Consider the following 18,752-nt stretch of genomic DNA (forward strand, 5'->3'; position numbering starts at 1 on the left):
GGTGCTCAGCTCCGGGCGCGGCGGATGTCGATGTTGCCCCAGTTGGAGCGTGCGTGGACCCGGACGGTCTCCTCGGTCTCCTGCGGCGCGTCGGAGGTGGCGAGCGTGTTGCGTACCTGGCCGCGCTTGGAGCTGACGTCGAGCCAGGCGGCGGTGCCCTCGCGGATGCCGACCTCGATCGGGCCGTTGGCGGTCTCCAGGTGAACGGTGCCGCGGGCGACGTCGCCGACCCGGAGGTGGCCGTTGGTGGTGGTGCCGGTGACCGACGACTCGACGCGCGCGATGTCGACGCCGCCGTTGACGCCGTTCACCCGCAGCTCGCCGGTCACGGCGTCGACGGTGGTGGGGCCGTGGGAGTTCTTCAGCACGGCGGGGCCGTCCACGACTCCCACCCGCAGGCTGCCGGAGCTGGTCGTGATCTCGGCCATGCCCTCGACCCGTTCCACGGTGACCGAGCCGTGCGAGGCGGTCAGGTGGAGCGGCCCGGTGGTGTCGAGCCGGACGTCGCCGGCCGAGCTCTTGAGGCGGACCTCGCCGAGCCGGCCCTCGCCGAGCAGTCCCACACCGGCGCCGGAGACGTCGACGTGCGAGCCCGTCGGCAGCTCCACGGTCACGTCGACGGTGCCGGAGCGGCCGATGAGGTTGGCTTTGGGCGTCCTGATGGTCAGGGTGCCGTTCGCGCAGGAGATCTCGGTCTGCTCGGCCGCCCGCGCGTCCTGGTCGCGCTTGGGGTCGCGGGGTTCCACCGCGACCACGGTGTCGGTGCGGTCGCCGGCGGTGAACCGGATCGACCCGGAGTAGACGTGTGCGGTGACCGAGATGGGTTCGGGCGTGTCGAAAGAAGGCATGGCGGTACTGTCCTCGTGGGTCGTCGGGCCGTCCCTCCTGGCGGGACGTGGTGTGGGTGGTGCGGTGCGGACGCGGGTGGGGTTATCGCACCCAGCCCGTGAGACTCTGTCCGACCGTCCGGGTCTTCTCCGTCGTGCGCGCCGGGGCGCCGCCCTCGACGGCGCTCGCCACCGCCCGGACCAGCCAGGCGTTGACCGACAGGCCCTCGCGGTTCGCGGCCTCTTCGGCACGGGCCTTGAGGTGGGCAGGCAGGCGCAGGTTGATACGGGCGGGGCCGCCGCCCTCGGCGTCGGCCGGTGCCTGTGCCACGGGTGGTTCGACGGTCCTGACCGGCTCTGCCGGGACGTCGTGGGCGGGCGGGGGCGTCACGACGAAGTCGGGCTCCAGCCCGCGCAGCCGCACGTCGACCGAGCCGGGGGCGAGCTCGCGCGTGATCTCGTCCATCGCGGCGGACAGGACGTTGAGCAGGGTCAGGCGGGTCGCCGACTCCAGCGGTGCGGTGAGCCGGTCGGCGAGCTCGCGAGCTTCCTCCCCTCCGGCTTCGGCGGCCACCGCGAGTTCTCGGCGGAGTGTGTCGACATACGGGCTGAGGTCCATGCCGTCATCATGGCACCACTTTGATGCCGCGCGCAAGACAGAACGGCACTACGGGGCGGACAGGCCTCGGAGCGGCTGCTCTGCCCAGGGATAAAGGGCGAGGTGAGCGGCAGGGACGGTGTCACCGACCACTCCGGGCGCCGTGGCGCCGACGGGCCGTTCGGGTGGCCTCTGGTGGCTCCGAGTGGCGTCGGATGGCGCCGCATGATGCCGCCGGTGTCACCTGGTGATGTCAGAGCAGTGCGTGGCAGACGCCATCGGAGATGCCCGTCCGTCGGTGCGGGCAGCGGTGGCAGGGCCGCCGCTGCCCCGGAGGGGGGCGGTGCGCGGCACGCTCGGGCGGCCGGGGGCCGGTGAACGCCATGGCGGTCGGCCGGTGCGGCCATGGGCCGGACGTATGTCATCGCGGCCGGCCGAGGCCCCGTCGTGGCCGACCGAGCCGGCCGCGCACAGCACGCGGCGGACGCGGCGGACCGGTGCGACCGCGGGTCTGCGCGGTCGCACCGGTCCGGGCCGCCCTCCGGGCGACGGGCGCGCGGCGGGGAGAGCCCCGGCCGTCACCGGTGGCGTGGAGTCCCGCCGCTCACCGGCGCTTGCGGGCGGGGACCACGTAGCGGGCGTAGACCAGGTCCCGCATGATGTCCTCGCCGCCCTCGACGATGGCCACGTACCGCATGTCGCGGACGAGTTTGCCGATCGGATGGTCCTGCGTGTAGCCGAGTCCGCCGAACAGTTCCGAGCCGGTCGACACCACCTCCCAGCCCGCCTGGCCGCAGAAGAGCTTGGCGGCCAGCGCGGAGCGGAGCGTGCCGGCCCGGAGCAGACCGGTTCCCCCGCTCGCGGCCGCGACCAGCAGCTCGTCGAACTCCGCCGCGGCGGCCCGGCACTGGTTGCGCATGACGTCGATCAGCGTCTCCACCTGCCCGAGCTTCCCCGCGAACACCGCGTTCTCGGTGAGCGGGGCGCCCCTGAGCCGCTTCGCCGCCGCGTAGTCCATCGCCAGGTCCCTGACGCGCCGGGCGATGCCCACCGCGCAGGCCGCGATCAGGATGCGGCTCGCGTTCAGGCTCGCCTCCAGGATGCGCAGCCCGCTGCCGTGCAGGCGGTGGGCGGTGGGCACGGAGCAGTCCTCCAGGCGCACCCGGTAGGTGCCGGCGCCCCGGACGCCGAGCAGGTCCCAGCGCTTGACGATCTCGACCCCGGGGGTGTCGCGCGGTACCGCGACGACCGCGAAGTCCGCGGCGTCGTCGGCGGACCGGGCGAGGACCAGCAGCAGGCCGGCCGTGTCGGTGTTGGTGGAGAAGTACTTGTCGCCGCTGAGCACCAGCCGGTCGCCCTCCGTGCGGAAGGTGGTGGTGATCCTCACCAGCTCGCTGCCGGCCTCTTCCTCACTGCCGAGGACGGCGATCCGGCCGCCCTCGGCCACCAGGGCCTCCAGGGCGGGGCGGGCCAGCTCCTCGCCGCCGAAGTGCTGCAGCATGACGCCGCCCAGCACCGGCAGGAAGGCGCCGAAGGCGAACCCGGCGTCTGCGTAGGCGAGTTCGGACACGACGTCGACGCTGTCCGTCACGGACAGACCCACCCCTCCGTACTCCCGTGGCACCCACCAGTTGGCCAGGCCGAGATCGTGCAGCCGGGACGCCTCGACGGTGGGCTGCTCCGGCAGACCGTCGAAGTGCTCGTCCTTCCCGGCCAGCTCGGTCGCGGCGAAGTCCCGGACCCGGGCGAGCAGTTCCGCTGTCATGGCACCTTCTCCTTCGGGCCGGTCAGACCGGGTTCACGTGGTACATCGGGAAGTACGAGGCGATCCTGCCGTGGGCGTAGTCGTCGGCCAGTTCCGGCACCCGGTCGAAGTCGTAGACGACCTCCGAGCCCTTGGGCGCGATCCAGCCCTCGGCCTCCTGGAAGTCGCGGATGGCGGGCGACTCCTGCAACTGCCACACATGTGTGTTCACCAGGATGTGGCGGCTGATGGACTCGGCGCCTCGCAGATGGGTCAGGCGCATGCCCGCCTTCCACCCGCAGGTGGTGACGACCCCCGCGCGGGCCAGCGCGGCCAGGGTGATGTCGTACAGGGGCTCGCCGATGTTGTCCACGAAGACCGCTACCCCGTGGCCGTCGCTCAGCTCGTCGACCAGGCCGCGGAACCTCTTCACCGAGTCACGGCGCCGCTGGTGGCGTTCCCGGTCCGTGCGCTGCTCCCGGGTCGGCAGGGAGAGGTCGGGGAACTGACGGCGGTCCACCGGGGTGATGCCGTTCTCCCGCAGGAACGCGACGCGCTCGTCCGAGCCCGCCGTCATCGCCACCCGGAAGCCGGCCCGCTTGGCCAGCAGCAGCTCGGCGAAGGCGACCCCGCCGCCCCAGCCGAACACCAGGTGGTTCGCCGGGTCGTCGTCGGCCACCTGGGTGCGCCAGCAGCCGTACGCCTTGTGCCAGTTGTCCCAGGCGGTGAAGAAGCGCCCGTAGGTGGCCCACTGCGCCAGCGAGTAGGCCGTGCCGTCGGGGATGGGCAGCAGCACCCGCACGTCCATCTTCGACCGCTTGGCCAGCAGGCCGATGGTGTGGGGGGCGTCGTAGGCGTAGGCGAGTTCGGCGTAGCCGAAGCGGTCGGTCTTGCCGAACGGCATCAGCATGCACAGGTCGCCCTCGCGGACCCGGACGTCCCGGCCACCCGCGTTCACCCGCAGCACCCGGACCACTCCCATGTTGCCGACGACCACCGCGTCCTCACCGCGGCTGCTGCACACGTCGATCGGTGAACGGGCCAGCGCGTGGTCGACGTTGGCCTCCCAGGAGCCCAGGATCGGCTCCACCAGGGCCTCGCCCTCCTCCAGCGGGCCGAAGGTGAACACGTCGCGCCGCAGCGCGTTGCCGGGACTGCCGTCGTGAGGGCCGGTCACCGCGCCGGAGCGCAGGACCCAGGCATCGGGCGAGTAGATGACAACCTCCTGATTTCTAGTACGTGTCCGGGGCCGGAGCGGTCAGCGGACCGCGGGGTCCGGCACCCGGTAGTCCACCGCGACCCCGCCCCACGCCTCACCGGCGCCGTAGGCGACGGCGCCGAGCCGGCCCTCGGCGGGCAGGGAGCCGGAGTCCAGCTCCTCCGCGAAGGCCAGCGGGATGGAGGCGGAGGACGTGTTGCCGGAGTGCGCGATCCGGTTCACGAAGGGCACACCGAGCGGGGCGGTGAGGCCGCGCACCTGCTCCAGGATGCGGCCGTTGGCCTGGTGGCCGACCAGGACGGTCGGCGCCGGGCCGTGGTCGAAGAGGTACTGCGCCGACTCCGACATGCGGCGCACCGCACGGTCGTACACCTGCATGCCGTCGAGGTGGATGCCGCCCTCCCCGGTCTCCCGCATGAGGGCCTCCTGCGAGCCGTCGCAGCCGGCGAGCTGCCGGAAGGGCGCGAAGGACGCGCGGTCCTCCAGCAGGACGGCCGCGGCTCCGTCGGCGAAGATGCACGCCGTCTGCCGGTCCGTGCGGTCCACCAGCCGGGACATGGCCTCCACCGAGCACACCAGAACCGACCGCGCCCGTCCGGACTCGCACAGCGAGAGGCCGGCGACCAGTCCGTAGACGAACCCGCAGCAGGCCGCGTTCATGTCGAAGGCCAGCACGGCGGAGCCCAGGCCGGCCCGGCGCGCCACGCGCTGCGCGATGCCGGGGACGCGCTGCCGCACCGACGTGCTGATGACGACGAGGGCGCCGATCGTCGAGGGGTCGGACACGCGGGTCACGATCGGCGCGCACGCCTCCGCCGCGACGTCCGCCAGCGGCGTGCCGTCCGGCAGCCACGAGCGGGACGCGATGCCGCTGCGGCGCCGGATCCACTCGTCGGTGAGGCCGATCGACGCGAAGTCGTCGTTGGTGACCGTCCGGCCGGGCTTCGCCGTCGCGACCTCGACGATGCCCGCGCTCACCGCCCGTTCGCCAGCTTCAGGAAGTAGCCGCTGAAGTCGTCCAGGAAGGCGAAGGACGCCGTCTCCTGGAGGTCGCCCTTGACCTGGAGCTCGCGCTCCAGTTGCTGGTGCAGCTCGACCAGGTCGAGGGAGTCGAGATCGAGGTCGGCGACCGGCCGGCCGAGGTCGTCGGGTCCCATCGACGGGTCGCGCTCGCGCAGCTTGGCCAGCATCGTCTCGGTGATCCGGCTCTCGATGTCACTCATGCTTCTTCTCCGTTCCGGGGGGAAATTCCAGGGGGCTCGGGTGTCGGGGGCATCTCCGCGGCGCCGGGCGGGCCGGCCTGGAGCCGGTAGAGCGGATCACCGGACTTCAGGACCGTGCCGGCCGTCGCGCAGTGGTCCGTGACCCGTCCCGCGCGCTCCGCCACGATCTCCGTGCTGGCCTTGTCGGTCTCCACGACCGCGATGACGTCCCCCCGCTCGACCAGGTCACCGACGGCGGCGGCCCACTCGACGAGCAGGGCCTCGCCGAGGCCGTGGCCGAAGCGGGGAACGCGCATCTCCACCGAGGAATCGGTCACTTCGTCATCACCAGCACCTCGTCCGTGATCTGCTGCACACCGATCAGGTAGTCCTTCTCGAAGTCCGCCGGGGGATAGGCGCGACGGGCGGGTGCCAGCCGCCGGACCGGACCGCGCAGCGAGCCGAAGCCGTGCTCGGCGACGTGCGCGGCGACCTCGGCGCCGATGCCGACGTCCCTGGACCCCTCGTGCACGATCAGCAGCCGCCCGGTGCGGGCGACGGACTCCATCACCGTGTCCAGGTCGAGCGGGGCCACCCAGCGCAGGTCCACCACCTCGACGTCCACGGCGGGGCCGAGGGCGTGCGCCGCCTGCAGCACCTCGTGGGTGACCGCGCCGTAGGTGGCGATCGTCAGGTCCGTGCCGCGCCGCACCACCCGGGCCGCCGTCGGCGACGGCGCGGGCCGGGCGTCCCGGACGGGCGCGTTCCGCCGCCAGTACAGGCGGATCGGCTCGTACACCACCACGGGTGAGCCGAGCCGCACGGCGTACCGCAGGATCTGGTCGGCGTCCTCGCCCGTGGAGGGGCACGCCACCGAGAGCCCCGGGACGCGGGCGAACAGCGCCTCGTTGGACTCGCTGTGGTGCTCGACCCCGCGGACGCCGCCGCCGCTCGGAACACGCACCACCAGGCTCGGGCTGACCTGCCCGTTCCAGCGCTCGCCGATCCGGGCCGCCTGCGTCACCAGCTGGTTCACCGCCGGATAGGTGAACCCGTCGAACTGGATCTCGCAGACAGGGACCAGTCCGCTCATGGCCAGGCCGACCGCCTGGCCGACGATCGTGGACTCGGCGAGGAGCGAGTCGCGCACCCGGTCCGCGCCGAAGCGGTCCCGCAGTCCCCGGGTCACCCGGAAGACGCCCCCGAGCCGGCCGATGTCCTCGCCCAGCAGCAGCAGCGCCGGGTCCGCGTCGAGCAGGTCGGCGAGCGTCGTGTTGATCGCCTCCGCCAGGGGCACGGTCGCGGTACTCGTCACGCGTACTCCTTCATCAACTGCTCGCGCAGGTCGCGCACTTCCGCCGCCACGCCGTCGAACCACGCGGCGTCCACCAGGCCCGCACCGGTCAGCCGCGCCGCGTAGGCGGTCACCGGGTCCGCCGCCCTGGCCCGGTCGATGTCCTCGCGGGCCCGGTAGATCTCCTGGGCGTCGGAGCTGGAGTGGCCGTGCACGCGCGCCACCTCGATCTCCACCAGCCGGGGCGAGCGTTCCGCGCGGACCTGGGCGGCGGCCCGTGAACAGGCGGCGAAGACGCTCTCCGGGTCCTGGCCCGCGATCCGCACGGCCTCGATCCCGAAGCCCCGGGCGCGCTCCGCCAGCGAGGTGCGCATCTGCTCCCGGGCCGGCTTGGAGATGGCCCAGCCGTTGTTCTGGCAGACGAACAGCACGGAAGCCGACTCGACGGCGGCGAGGTTCATCGCCTCCGACATGTCGCCCTCACTGGTGGCGCCGTCGCCGATGTAGACGACGACGAAGTCCTCCCGGCCCTGCAGCCGCTGTCCGATCGCGTAGCCGACGCCGTGCAGCGTCTGCGCGGCCAGCACCAGGGTGTAGGGGAAGAAGCGGAGCCTGCGCGGCTCCCAGCCGCAGAACGTCCGGCCGCCCCACTGCGCGACCAGTTCGGCCGGCGTCACACCGCGCAGGAGGGCGACCGCGTGCTCGCGGTAGCTGGGGAAGACCGTCGGGGCCGGGCCGACGGCGAGGGCGGAGCCCACCTGCGCGGCCTCCTGTCCCTGGCAGGACAGCCAGAGGTCCAGGGCCCCCTGCTTCTGCAGTTGCCGGGCCTCCTCGTCGACGCCCCGCGCCACCAGCATGTGGCGTAGCAGCGACCGCCGAGTGTCGTCGTCTGGATCTGTCGTGTACTCGGATTCTGACGTCAAGTCCGATCACCAGTCGTAGGTCCGTCGAAGGGCTTTCTGCCGTCATACGTGCGGAACACGCCGGAGGGTCTCCCGGCGAAAGGGAAACGCGCGGCGCGGGTCGGAGGCGGAATACCAGTGAAAAGGGAAGGCGGTGCTCGCGCGCAGGTGGGGCGTACGTCGGTGCCATCCGCCCCGGTAGCCGGCCGGTGCGGAATTGCAGGAGAATCCAGAGGAATCCGAAGGGACCGCAGGAACGGAATGTGTTCGCCTGCCCGTCCTTGCGGACCCGAGGGGGCCGGCCCGCATGCGAGTGCGCCTGCCCCGGGCCGCTGATCGGTCATGGTGGCACAAGAACCCCGGCGGATACAGATTGCGGGGGACGACCGGGAGGCCGGTGTTCTGCCGCCCTTGTGGGGGCGGCGGCCGAGACCTAAGTTGGCGTCGGCATTCCAGGGGCGCCGCGGATGCCGGGATGTCCCGTCGACGGGACGACGCCCGTCGGTGAACCCGCCCCCGGCCCCTTTTCCAGAACTCGGCCCGGCGTTTATCCCTGCCGAGTCCCCCGCGACGTTCGAGGACGGTGGCATGAGCACGAACCCTTTCGATGACGAGGACGGCCGCTTCTACGTGCTGGTCAACGACGAGGACCAGCACTCCCTGTGGCCGGTGTTCGTCGAGACGCCCGCGGGCTGGCGGACGGTATTCGGCGAGGCGTCGCGGGCCGAGTGCCTGGAGTACGTCGAGCGGAACTGGACCGACCTGCGGCCGCGGAGCCTGCGCGAGGCGATGGCGGACGGCTGAACCCGGGCCCACGGACGACGGCGGCGAGACGAAGGCGGGGAGGGACGTCCTGTGACGACGGCCGGCCGGTACACGGCGGGAGCCGGCGGTGGAGGCGCGCGGCCGGCGGCGGCGCTGCCCTTCGCCGGCGGACAGGCCACGGTGGGCACCTCGGGGATGACCTTCCCGCAGGGCCTGTCGGAGCGGTCCTGGGAGCGGATCGGCACCGGTCTGCGCGAACTCACGAACTCCTCGGCGTGGTGGCTCGGCGACTGGCTGGTCCACGGACAGACCAGCTACGGGACGCGGCGCTACCGTGAGGCCGTCGAGCGGACCGGCCTGGACTACCAGACGCTGCGCAACTACGCCTGGGTGGCCCGCCGTTTCGAGCACCACCGCAGACGCGACAGCCTCAGCTTCGCCCACCACGCCGAGGTGGCCGGCCTGCCACCGGCGGAGCAGGACCACTGGCTGGGCGAGGCGGACCGGCTCAAGTGGTCGCGCAACGAGCTGCGCAGGGCGGTCCGCGCAGGTCAGGCTGAGCGGCGTGACACGGCCGGGACCTCCCTCCCCGGCGCATCCGCGGCCGGCTCGTGCCCGGACGGCACCCTGCCGGTGGCCGCCACCGCGGCCGGCGCTCTCCCGCCGGCCGGAGCGGCGGCGCCCCGGGCGGACGGCCCGGCGGACCCCGGCGGCCCGCGCGCAGAGGTCGCCACGCTCACCATCGAACTGTCCGCCGGCCGGCTGGACCACTACGCGCGGGTGGCCGCCGCGCAGGGGCTGCCCGTGGAGCAGTGGGTGACCCGGATGCTCGACGCCGCCGACCGGCGGACCGCCTAGTGGCACCGGCCCGGGCGCCGTCCCCGGCGGTGTGCGGCCGGCCGGACCACCCTCACCCCCCTCACATCGGAGGCAGTTGATGATCCTTCACGGCAAGCGGGTCGACCTGCCCCCGGAGCCCGTCGTCCACCGGCGGTTCGAGGCGCACGCCGAGGCCACCCCCGACGCCGTCGCCGTCCGCTGCGCCGGGCGCAGGCTGACGTACGCGGAGCTGGACGCGGCGGCGAACCGGTTCGCGCACGCCCTCGCGGCCCGCGGACACGGGCGGGGCGCGAAGGTCGGGATCTGCCTCGACTACTCGACCGACATGCTCGTCGCCGTCCTCGGCACGCTGAAGGCCGGGGCGGCCTACGTGCCGCTCGACCCGGCCTACCCGGCGGCGAGGCTGCGGCTGCTGCTCGGCCAGATCCCGGATCTCGCCGTGATCGTGGCGTCCGCGGAGACGGCCCCGCTCGTCGCGTCGTCCTCCGCCGAGGTCGTCGACCCGCGACGGCTGTCCGGCCCGTCGGCGGAGCACCCCGCGACCGCTCCCGACGTCCAGGTCACCGGGGACGACCTCTGCTACGCCGTCTTCACCTCCGGCTCCACCGGGACGCCGAAGCTCACCGCGATACGGCACGAGGGCTGGTTCAACCTGCTGAACTGGCTGACGGACGAGTACGGACTGCACCGCGGCTCACACCACCTGGTCGTCAGCGCCTTCGGGTTCGACCTCTCCCAGCGCAGCCTGATGGCCCCGCTGTTCTGCGGGGCCACCCAGCACCTGATGCCGAGCCGGAACGTCGACGCGATGATGGCCTACCGCACGCTGACCGAGCACGACATCCGCGTCGTGCACTGCGCCTCCAGCACGCTGTACCTCCTGGTGGACCGGGAGACCGCGCGGGGCGGCAAAGCGCTCGCCGGGCTGGACCACGTGCTGTTCGGCGGCGAGCCGCTGAAGACCGAACGGATCGCGCACTGGGCGGCGCGCGAGGACACCACCTGCACCCTCCTGCACCAGTACGGCGTCGCCGAGTGCACGGACGTCGCCACCTCCTACGACCTCGCCGGGTACCGGCCCGGCGACGGGCACCCGGCGCCGGTGGGCCGGCCCGCCCACAACACCGACATCCACCTCCTCGACGCGCGGCTGCACGGTGTCGCGCCGGGGGAGCGGGGCGAGATCTGCATCGCCGGCGCGGGTGTCGGCGCCGGCTATCTCAACGGCTCGGGCCCCGAGTCCGAGCGGTTCACGACCATCGAGGTCGACGGCGTGCCGCAACGGCTGTACCGCACGGGCGACCTCGGCTACGCGACGCCGGACGGGGACCTGGTGGTCCTGGGCAGGATCGACGCGCAGGTGAAGGTCCGGGGCATGCGCATCGACCCCGTCGACGTCGAACGGGCACTCGGCCGGCTGGACGGGGTGCGGGAGGCGGCGGTGGTGGTCACCCCGGCCGAGACGGGCGAGGCCGAACTGACCGCGTTCGTCGTGCCGGAGGGGGACGCCCTGGCCGAGGACGAGGTGCGCGAGCGTCTCCTGCGCACGCTGCCGCGGACCATGGTCCCGGCCCGGTTCATCGGCGTCACACACCTTCCGCTGAGCCCGCACGGCAAGGTCGACCGCGCGGCGCTGCTCGACGCGTTCCACGACCGCCCGGCCGGCAGCGGCACGGCGGCCGGCCGGCGGACCGCGACGACGACGAGGGGAACGCGATGATCACCGACGACGTGCGGGCCATCTGGTGCCGGGAACTGCGGCGCGAACACATAGCGGACGACCAGAACTTCTTCGCCCTGGGCGGCCAGTCCGTGATCATGGCCCGGATCCAGGGCGCGCTCGCCGACGAACTGGGCGTCGAGGTCCCGATGGACCGGCTGTTCCTCAACCCGACGATCGCCTCGATCTCCGCCTACATCGAAACCCTGGACCCGGTGCCCCCTGCGCACCGGACGTGAGGGGTTCCCGCGCCACCGAGGAAAACCGACCGCCTGGCAAGAGAGGCGCCATGTACGACGTGATTGTCATAGGTGCCCGTTGTGCGGGATCGCCGACGGCCATGCTCTTCGCGCGGCAGGGCTACCGCGTCCTGCTCCTGGAGAAAGCGCGCTTCCCTCAGGACACCCTGTCCTCGCACTACATCCACCAGCCGGGGGTGGCCCTGCTCGCCCGGTGGGGACTGCTCGACGAACTGCTCGCGGCGGGCTGCCGCCCGATCGACCACCAGAGCTACCAGGCACCCGGTGTCCGCCTCGACGGCTTCTCCCTGCCCGTCGACGGCCGGCGGACCACGTACGCCCCCCGGCGGTACGTCCTCGACCCGATCCTCGCGCGCGGCGCCGTGGCGGCCGGTGCGGAGTTCCGCGACGGCTGCGCCGTCACCGACCTGGTCTTCGAGGGCGACCGGGTGGCCGGCGTGCGGTACACCACGCCCGGCGGCGCCGCGGCCACCGAGCGGGCCGTGCTCGTCGTCGGCGCGGACGGCATGCGGTCGCTGGTGGCCCGCAAGACCGGCGCGCCCAACGTCGTCGAGCACCCGCGGCAGACGTGCACCTACTACAGCTACTGGGCCGGGGTGCCCGCCCACTTCGAGTCCTACGCGCGGCCCGGGCGCTGGATCGGGGTCATCCCGACCAACGACGACCTCACGCTGCTCATGGCCTACTTCCCGCAGGACGAGTTCTCCGGGGTGCGCAAGGCGGTGGAACCCGCCTACCTCGACGCCTTCCGCACCACCGCGCCCGAGCTGTACGAGCGGATGCGGGCGGGCGAGCGGGTCGAGCAGCTGTACGGCACGGGGCACCAGGAGAACTTCTTCCGCAAGGCCTACGGCCCCGGCTGGGCACTGGTCGGCGACGCCGTGAACCACAAGGACTCCATCACCGCCCGCGGTATCACCGAGGCCTTCGAGCAGGCGCGGACCCTCACCGAGCACATCGGGGACCGGCTGCACGACCCCGTGGCACTGGAGGCCGCGCTGGAGCGGTACGAGGAGGACCTGGAGGAGAACCACACCAGCTTCTACCAGGCGGCCCTCAACGTGGCCGAGCTCAAGCCCGAGGGGCGTACCGACATGCTCCGCAAGCTGGTCGGTCACCAGGACCTGATCGACCGGTACTTCTCGACCCTGTCCGGGGCCTGTTCCCTAGACGACTTCTACAACACCGGCCTCCTGACGCTGCTCGACCAGAGCTGAGCGACGGCTCGCTCCGTGGTGGCCCCGCCGATCTTGGAGAGACAATGATCCCCTTGTCGTTCGCGCAGCGTCGGCTGTGGTTCGTGCACCAGTTCGAGGGTCCGTCGTCGACGTACAACGGCGCCTTCGCCCTGCGGCTGACCGGTGACCTGAGCGTGGACGCCCTGGAGTCGGCGCTCCGCGACGTCGTCGACCGCCACGAGGTCCTGCGCACGGTGATCGCCGAGGACGACGAGGGCGTCCCGCACCAGCGGGTGCTGCCGCCGGCCCGGGAACCCTTCGCGCTGCCGGTCGTCGACGTCGCACGGGAGGACGAGCGGGCGGCGGCCGTGCACGACGCGGCCACCGCCCCCTTCGACCTGGCCGCCGACGTCCCGCTGCGCGCCCGGCTGCTCCGCTCCGGCCCGCGCGAGCACACCCTGGTGCTCGTCGTCCACCACATCGCGGTGGACGGGGAGTCGTTCGGCCCCCTGTTCCGCGACCTCGCCCTGGCCTACGGCGCCCGCCGCGAGGGCCGGGCCCCGGCGTGGGAGCCGCTCGCCGTGCAGTACGCCGACTACACCCTGTGGCAGCGGGACGTGCTCGGCGACGAGTCGGATCCCGACAGCCTCGCCGCCCGCCAACTCGCCTACTGGCGCCAGGCACTGGCCGATCTGCGGCAGCCGCTGCCGCTGCCCGCCGACCGGCCCCGCCCCAAGGCCGTCGGCCCGTGCGGCGACGTGGTCCGGTTCACCCTCGAACCCGGGCTGATCCGCTCCGTCGAGCAACTGGCCGCGCAGCGCGGCACCACGGTGTCGATGGTCATGCACGCGGCGCTCGCGGTCCTCCTGCACCACCTCGGCTGCGGCGACGACATCCCCATCGGCGCGCCCATCGCCGGCCGCACCGACGAGGAACTGCGCGACCTCGTCGGCTTCTTCGTCAACACCTGGGTGCTGCGCGTCGACCTGTCCGGCGACCCGGCCTTCCACGACCTGCTGGAGCGCGTACGGGACACCTCCCTGGCCGCCTACGACCACCAGGACATGCCGTTCGAGCGGCTCGTGGAACTGCTCAACCCCGAACGCTCCAGCGCCTACAACCCGTTCTTCCAGGTCATGCTCTCCTGGCAGCCGGCCGTGCCGGACCTGGAACTCCCCGGCCTCGGCGTCCGCGCCGAGCGGCTGGAGACCGCCACCGCCAAGTTCGACCTCTTCTTCGACATGCTGCCGGACGGCACCGGCGGGGCGGGGTGCCGTCTGGAGTACGCCACCGACCTGTTCGAGCGCACCACGGCCGAGTCCCTCGCGCACCGCTTCGTCCGGGTCCTGCACCGTCTCGTGGCCGACCCGGCCCGGCGCGTCGGCGCGGTCGACGTGCTCGACCCGGCCGAACGGGACCGGCTGCTGGTCCGGTTCAACGACACGGCGACCGCGGTGCCGGAACTGACCGTCCCGGGCCTGTTCGAGCGCCAGGCGGCCAGGACGCCGGACGCCCCGGCCGTCGTCTGCGACGACCGGACGCTGACCTACCGGGAGCTCGACGAGCGGGCCGACGGCATCGCCCGCGAGCTGACCCGACGCGGGGCCGGGCCGGAGGACCTGGTGGTCCTCGCCCTGCCCCGCACCGAGAACCTGGTCGCCGGCCTGCTCGGCATCCTCAAGTCCGGTGCCGGATACCTCCCGATGGACCCCCGGCACCTCGGCGGGCGGGCCGCGACCGTACTGGCCGAGGCGCGCCCCCGGTTCGTCGTCACGGACACCGCGACGGCGCACGCCCTGCCGGAACACACCATGGCCGTCGTCGACCTCGACCGCCGCGCGCAGTGGGACCCGTCCGGGCCGGCGTCAGACCCGGCCCGCCCGCCGCACCCGGACAACCTGGCGTACGTCATGTACACCTCCGGCTCCACGGGTACGCCGAAGGGCGCGGCCATCACCCACCGCAACGTCGTCAACGGCGTGCGGGCCCTGGCCCGCGTGCTCGACGCGCGGCCCGGGTTCCGGATGCTGGCCGGCACCTCGGTGAACTTCGACGTCTCGGTCTTCGAGCTGCTGTCCACCCTGTCCACCGGCGGCACGGCCGAGATCGTGCCGGACGTGCTGGCCCTCGGCGAACGCGACGGCTGGGACGGCCAGGTCATCAGCGCCGTGCCCTCGGTCCTCGCGGAACTGGTCGGCCACCTGAAGCGGACCGGCGGCGTGCGCACCGTCGTCCTCGCCGGCGACGTCCTGCCCGCCGCCCTGGTCGGCCAGATGCGCGACGCCCTGCCCGGCGTGCAGGTGGTGAACTCCTACGGCCAGAGCGAGAGCTTCTACGCCACGACCTACTCCCTCCCCGCGTCCGAGGAGGCACCGGCGGGCGACGTCGCCCCCATCGGCACCCCGCTGGAGAACATGCGGGCCTACGTCCTCGGCCCCGGACTCGCCCCGGTGCCCCAGGGCGTGACCGGTGAGCTGTACGTGGCGGGAACCTGCCTCGGCCGCGGCTACCACGGCCGCCCGGGCATCACGGCCGAGCGCTACGTGGCAAGCCCGTTCGGCCCGCCCGGCGAGCGGATGTACCGCACCGGCGACCTGGCCCGCTGGAACGCCCGGGGAGAGCTGGAGTGCCTGGGCCGGGCCGACGGCCAGGTGAAGGTGCGCGGCTTCCGCATCGAGACCGCCGAGGTCGAGGCGGCCTGCCTGCAGCACCCGGGCATCAGCCAGGCCGTGGTGATCAGCAGGGAGGCACCTTCGGGCGGGCGGCGGCTCGTCGCGTACGTGGTGCACACCGGCGAGGGAGCCGTCGGCGACGACGGAGCCGGCGGCATCGGCGACGTCGACGTGATGGCCGGCGCCTCGCCCGCCGAACTGCGCCGGTTCGTCGCGGCACGGCTGCCCGACTACATGGTCCCGTCGGCCTTCGTGGCGCTCGGCCGGATGCCGCTCGGGCCGACCGGCAAGCTGGACCGCTCCGCGCTGCCCGAGCCGGAGTTCACGGGGGAGACCTACCGGGAACCGCGCACCGAGGCCGAGGCCGTCATCACCGCCGCGTACGCCGACGTGCTCGGGGTGGAGCGGGTCGGTGCCGACGACGACTTCTTCGCGGTGGGCGGGGACAGCCTGCGGTCCATCCAGGTGGTGGCGCGGGCCCGGGCCCGCGGCCTGGACCTCACCACGCGGGAGATCTTCGAGTGCCGCACGGCGGCCCGCCTCGCCGAGGTCACCTCCGCCCGCCGGGAGCGCACCGGCGCCCTCGCCGAGGACGAGGACGGCGGCATCGGGCCGATGCCCCTGCCGCCGGTGGCCCGGCACGTCTTCGAACACGGCGGTGGCATCGACCGGTTCGCCATGGCGATGACGCTCGAGCTGCCCGACGGCATCGACGAGCGCGGGCTCGCCGCGACCCTCGACGCCGTGCTCGACCGGCACGACCTGCTGCGCGCGCGGCTGGTGCGCGGCCCCGAGACCACCCTGCTGGTGCGGCCCAGGGGCACCGTACGGGCGGCGGACCTGATCCACCGCGTGCCCTGCGACGGCCGCTGGGACGAGCCGGCCTCGCTCCGGTCGGCCCGGGCCGAGCTGGACGCCGCGGCCGGACGCCTCGACCCGGAGACCGGGCACCTGGTCGACGCCGTCTGGTTCGCCGCCCCGTCGGGAGCGGGCCGGCTGCTGCTCGTCGTGCACCACCTGGCGGTGGACGGCGTCTCCTGGCGCATCCTCATGTCGGACCTCGCCGAGGCGTGGCAGCGGGTCCGGACCGGCCGCACCCCCGACCTGCCGACGGTCGGCACGTCCGCCCGCCGCTGGTTGTCGGCGCTGCGGGAGGAGGCCCACTCCGAGCGGCGGGAGGCCGAACTCGCCTACTGGCTGGACCTGCTGGAGGCACCCGACCCACCGCTCGGCACCCGGCCCTTCGACCCGGCGGTGGACGTGATGGCCACCGTCGACCACCTGCGGGTGGAACTGCCCGCCGACGTCACCGAGGCGGTCCTGACCACGCTGCCCGCCGCATACCGGGGCACGGCCACCGATGTGCTGCTCGCCGCGCTGGCCCTGGCGGTCGACCGCTGGCGCGCCGCGGACCGCTCCACGCTGGTCCGGCTGGAGGGACACGGCCGCGAGGCGGAACTGGTCCCGGGAGCCGATCTCTCGCGGACCGTCGGATGGTTCACCGCCATGCACCCCGCCCGGATCGACGTCCGGGGCGTGGACTGGGCCGACGTGCTGGCCGGAGGCCCCGCGGCCGGAACCGCGATCAAACGCGTCAAGGAGCAGCTGCGCGCCGTCCCCGACAAGGGCATGGGGTACGGGCTGCTGCGCCACCTCAACGCGGACACCGCCGGGCAGCTCGCCGGCCACCCGGCACCGCAGATCGGGTTCAACTACCTCGGACGGATCTCCGGCTCCGACGTACCCGAGCACCTGCGCGCCGACGGCTGGGGACCGTCGTCCTGGTCCACCGAGCTGATCCCGGCACCCGACCCGGACCTGCCCGCACTGTCCGTGCTGGAGGTCAACTCGGTCGCCACGGACACCGAGGACGGCACCCGGCTGCAGGCGGCCTTCATGTTCCCCACGGGCGTGCTGCCCCGGGAGCGGGCCGCCGAGCTGGCCCGGCTCTGGGTCGAGGCGCTGCACGGCATGGCCGGGCACGCCGCCCGCCCCGAGGCCGGCGGCCTGACCCCCGCCGACGCACCGCTGGTCGCCGTGGGGCAGACCGAGATCGAGGGCTGGGAAGCCCGCTACGGCCGTCTCGCCGAGGTGTGGCCGCAGGCCCCGGGGCAGTCCGGCATCCAGTTCCAGGCCGCGCTCGCCGACGGCGCCTTCGACGTCTACCACATGCAGTTCGTGCTGCACCTCTCCGGCCACGTCGCCCCCGAGCGCATGCGCGCCGCCGGACAGGCCCTCCTCGACCGGTACCCGAACCTGCGCCCGGCGTTCCTCACCGCGGCCGGAGGCGACCCCGTCCAGGTCGTGCCGGAACACGTCCGGCTGCCCTGGCGGCACATCGACCTGACGGGCCGGGACCCGGCCGAGACCGATGCGGCGCTCGACACCGCCCTGGCCGAGGACCGGGCCGACCGGCTCGACCCCGCCCGGCCCCCGCTGTTCCGCCTCGCCCTGCTCACCTACGGGCCGCGGCAGGCCAAACTGATCATCACCGCCCACCACACCCTGTTCGACGGCTGGTCCTCCCCCGTGGTGATCACGGACCTGGTCCGGCTGTACGCCGGGACCGGGGAACTCGCCCCGGCCCGCACCTACGGCGACTACCTGTCCTGGCTGTCCACCCGCGACCGGGAGGCGGCGGCCGCCGAGTGGGCCACCGCGCTCGCCGGCTTCGAGCAGCCCACCCTCGTCGCCCCCCACGCCCCGCTCCAGCAGGACGTGTCCGCCCTCGGCCGGATCGAGGTACCGCTCTCGATCGACAAGGGCCGCGCTCTCGCCCGGCGCGCCGCGGAACTCGGGGTCACCCTCAACACCCTCCTCCAGACCGCCTGGGGGCTCCTGCTGTCCACGCTCACCGGGCAGCAGGACGTGGTGTTCGGCGCCGCCGTCAACGGCCGCCCGGCGGAGGTGCCGGGCTCCGACGGCATGGTCGGCCTGTTCATCAACACCCTGCCGACCCGGCTGACCATCCGGCCGGACCGCAGCGTGAGCGACCTCGTCACCGACCTCCAGCACCGGCAGACCGCGCTGCTCGACCACCACCACCTCGGCCTCGCCGACATCCAGCGCGGCACCGGACTGCCCGCCCTGTTCGACACGATCGTCGTCTTCGAGAACTACCCCGTCGACCGTGAGGGCATCGTCGACGCCAACCTCGCGGCCGGCTTCGCGATCGACGCCATCCGCCCCTTCGCGGGCTCCCACTACCCGCTCACCCTCAACGCGTCCGACCCCTACCTGCGGCTCTCCCTCGACTACCGGCACGACCTCTACGACCGCGCGGACGCCGAGGTGATCGCCGCCCGGCTGGTCCGGATCCTCGACCAGCTGCACGACGATCCGACGCTGCCGGTCAGCGGGGTGGAGGTGTTGTCGGTGGAGGAGCGTGAGTGGTTGGTGCGGGGGGTGAACGACACGGCGGTGGTGGTGGAGGAGGGGACGTTGCCGGGGGTGTTCGAGGCGCGGGTGCGGTGTGATCCGGATCGGGTGGCGGTGATCGCGGAGGGGGAGTCGTTGAGTTATGGGGAGTTG

General features: G+C 73.3%; 15 protein-coding genes. 6 read left to right on the forward strand and 9 right to left on the reverse strand.

The window, feature by feature from the left end; translation table 11 throughout:
• Positions 1–5: 5 nt before the first annotated feature.
• The 9 genes from ACSLTV_RS23250 to ACSLTV_RS23290 all read right to left on the reverse strand — a co-directional run bounded on the left by ACSLTV_RS23250 (position 6) and on the right by ACSLTV_RS23290 (position 7,807).
• The gene (locus tag ACSLTV_RS23250; protein ID WP_432136369.1) at positions 6–848 is read right to left on the reverse strand and encodes a DUF4097 family beta strand repeat-containing protein; all 843 of its coding nucleotides are present in this window, start codon (positions 846–848) and stop codon (positions 6–8) included.
• Positions 849–930: 82 nt separating this feature from the next.
• Positions 931–1,446 carry a toxin-antitoxin system HicB family antitoxin gene (locus ACSLTV_RS23255; RefSeq protein ID WP_432136370.1) on the reverse strand — a complete coding sequence of 172 codons (516 nt, stop codon included), beginning with the start codon at positions 1,444–1,446 and terminating at the stop codon, positions 931–933.
• A gap of 583 nt (positions 1,447–2,029) precedes the next feature.
• Positions 2,030–3,190, reverse strand: coding sequence for an acyl-CoA dehydrogenase family protein (locus ACSLTV_RS23260; protein ID WP_435612813.1), 1,161 nt, complete (start codon positions 3,188–3,190; stop codon positions 2,030–2,032).
• A 22-nt stretch (positions 3,191–3,212) separates the two neighbouring features.
• Positions 3,213–4,346, reverse strand: coding sequence for a zinc-binding alcohol dehydrogenase family protein (locus tag ACSLTV_RS23265; RefSeq protein WP_432136372.1), 1,134 nt, complete (start codon positions 4,344–4,346; stop codon positions 3,213–3,215).
• An 81-nt stretch (positions 4,347–4,427) separates the two neighbouring features.
• Positions 4,428–5,366, reverse strand: coding sequence for a ketoacyl-ACP synthase III (locus ACSLTV_RS23270; RefSeq protein ID WP_432157275.1), 939 nt, complete (start codon positions 5,364–5,366; stop codon positions 4,428–4,430).
• Positions 5,363–5,611, reverse strand: a complete 249-nt coding sequence (locus ACSLTV_RS23275) for a phosphopantetheine-binding protein (protein WP_432136374.1) — start codon at positions 5,609–5,611, stop codon at positions 5,363–5,365. The genes ACSLTV_RS23270 and ACSLTV_RS23275 overlap by 4 nt, the downstream gene beginning before the upstream one ends.
• Positions 5,608–5,928 carry a biotin/lipoyl-containing protein gene (locus ACSLTV_RS23280; RefSeq protein ID WP_432136375.1) on the reverse strand — a complete coding sequence of 107 codons (321 nt, stop codon included), beginning with the start codon at positions 5,926–5,928 and terminating at the stop codon, positions 5,608–5,610. Before ACSLTV_RS23280 ends, ACSLTV_RS23275 begins: the two co-directional genes overlap by 4 nt.
• Complete coding sequence (locus ACSLTV_RS23285; RefSeq protein ID WP_432157274.1) at positions 5,925–6,905, reverse strand: alpha-ketoacid dehydrogenase subunit beta; 981 nt, start codon at positions 6,903–6,905, stop codon at positions 5,925–5,927. Before ACSLTV_RS23285 ends, ACSLTV_RS23280 begins: the two co-directional genes overlap by 4 nt.
• Positions 6,902–7,807: a thiamine pyrophosphate-dependent dehydrogenase E1 component subunit alpha gene (locus tag ACSLTV_RS23290; protein ID WP_432136377.1), complete on the reverse strand. Its 906-nt coding sequence runs from the start codon at positions 7,805–7,807 to the stop codon at positions 6,902–6,904. The genes ACSLTV_RS23285 and ACSLTV_RS23290 overlap by 4 nt, the downstream gene beginning before the upstream one ends.
• Before the next feature lie 567 nt (positions 7,808–8,374).
• Here ACSLTV_RS23290 and ACSLTV_RS23295 point away from each other — a divergent pair.
• The 6 genes from ACSLTV_RS23295 to ACSLTV_RS23320 form a co-directional block, all read left to right on the forward strand.
• A complete protein-coding gene (locus ACSLTV_RS23295) occupies positions 8,375–8,590 on the forward strand; it encodes an MbtH family protein (RefSeq protein ID WP_432136378.1) in 216 nt (71 codons plus the stop codon).
• 51 nt (positions 8,591–8,641) lie between these two features.
• Positions 8,642–9,409 (forward strand): LmbU family transcriptional regulator, encoded by a 768-nt coding sequence (locus tag ACSLTV_RS23300; RefSeq protein WP_432136379.1) that lies wholly within the window; start codon positions 8,642–8,644, stop codon positions 9,407–9,409.
• A 79-nt stretch (positions 9,410–9,488) separates the two neighbouring features.
• Positions 9,489–11,111 carry an amino acid adenylation domain-containing protein gene (locus tag ACSLTV_RS23305; RefSeq protein ID WP_435612814.1) on the forward strand — a complete coding sequence of 541 codons (1,623 nt, stop codon included), beginning with the start codon at positions 9,489–9,491 and terminating at the stop codon, positions 11,109–11,111.
• Complete coding sequence (locus ACSLTV_RS23310; RefSeq protein ID WP_432136381.1) at positions 11,108–11,350, forward strand: phosphopantetheine-binding protein; 243 nt, start codon at positions 11,108–11,110, stop codon at positions 11,348–11,350. The genes ACSLTV_RS23305 and ACSLTV_RS23310 overlap by 4 nt, the downstream gene beginning before the upstream one ends.
• Before the next feature lie 50 nt (positions 11,351–11,400).
• Positions 11,401–12,588, forward strand: coding sequence for an NAD(P)/FAD-dependent oxidoreductase (locus ACSLTV_RS23315; protein ID WP_432136382.1), 1,188 nt, complete (start codon positions 11,401–11,403; stop codon positions 12,586–12,588).
• Positions 12,589–12,632: 44 nt separating this feature from the next.
• On the forward strand, positions 12,633–18,752 hold a 6,120-nt coding region (locus ACSLTV_RS23320; RefSeq protein WP_435612815.1), incomplete at its 3' end, for an amino acid adenylation domain-containing protein.

The sequence above is a fragment of the Streptomyces sp. bgisy159 genome, assembly GCF_965341775.1.
Taxonomy (GTDB): domain Bacteria; phylum Actinomycetota; class Actinomycetes; order Streptomycetales; family Streptomycetaceae; genus Streptomyces.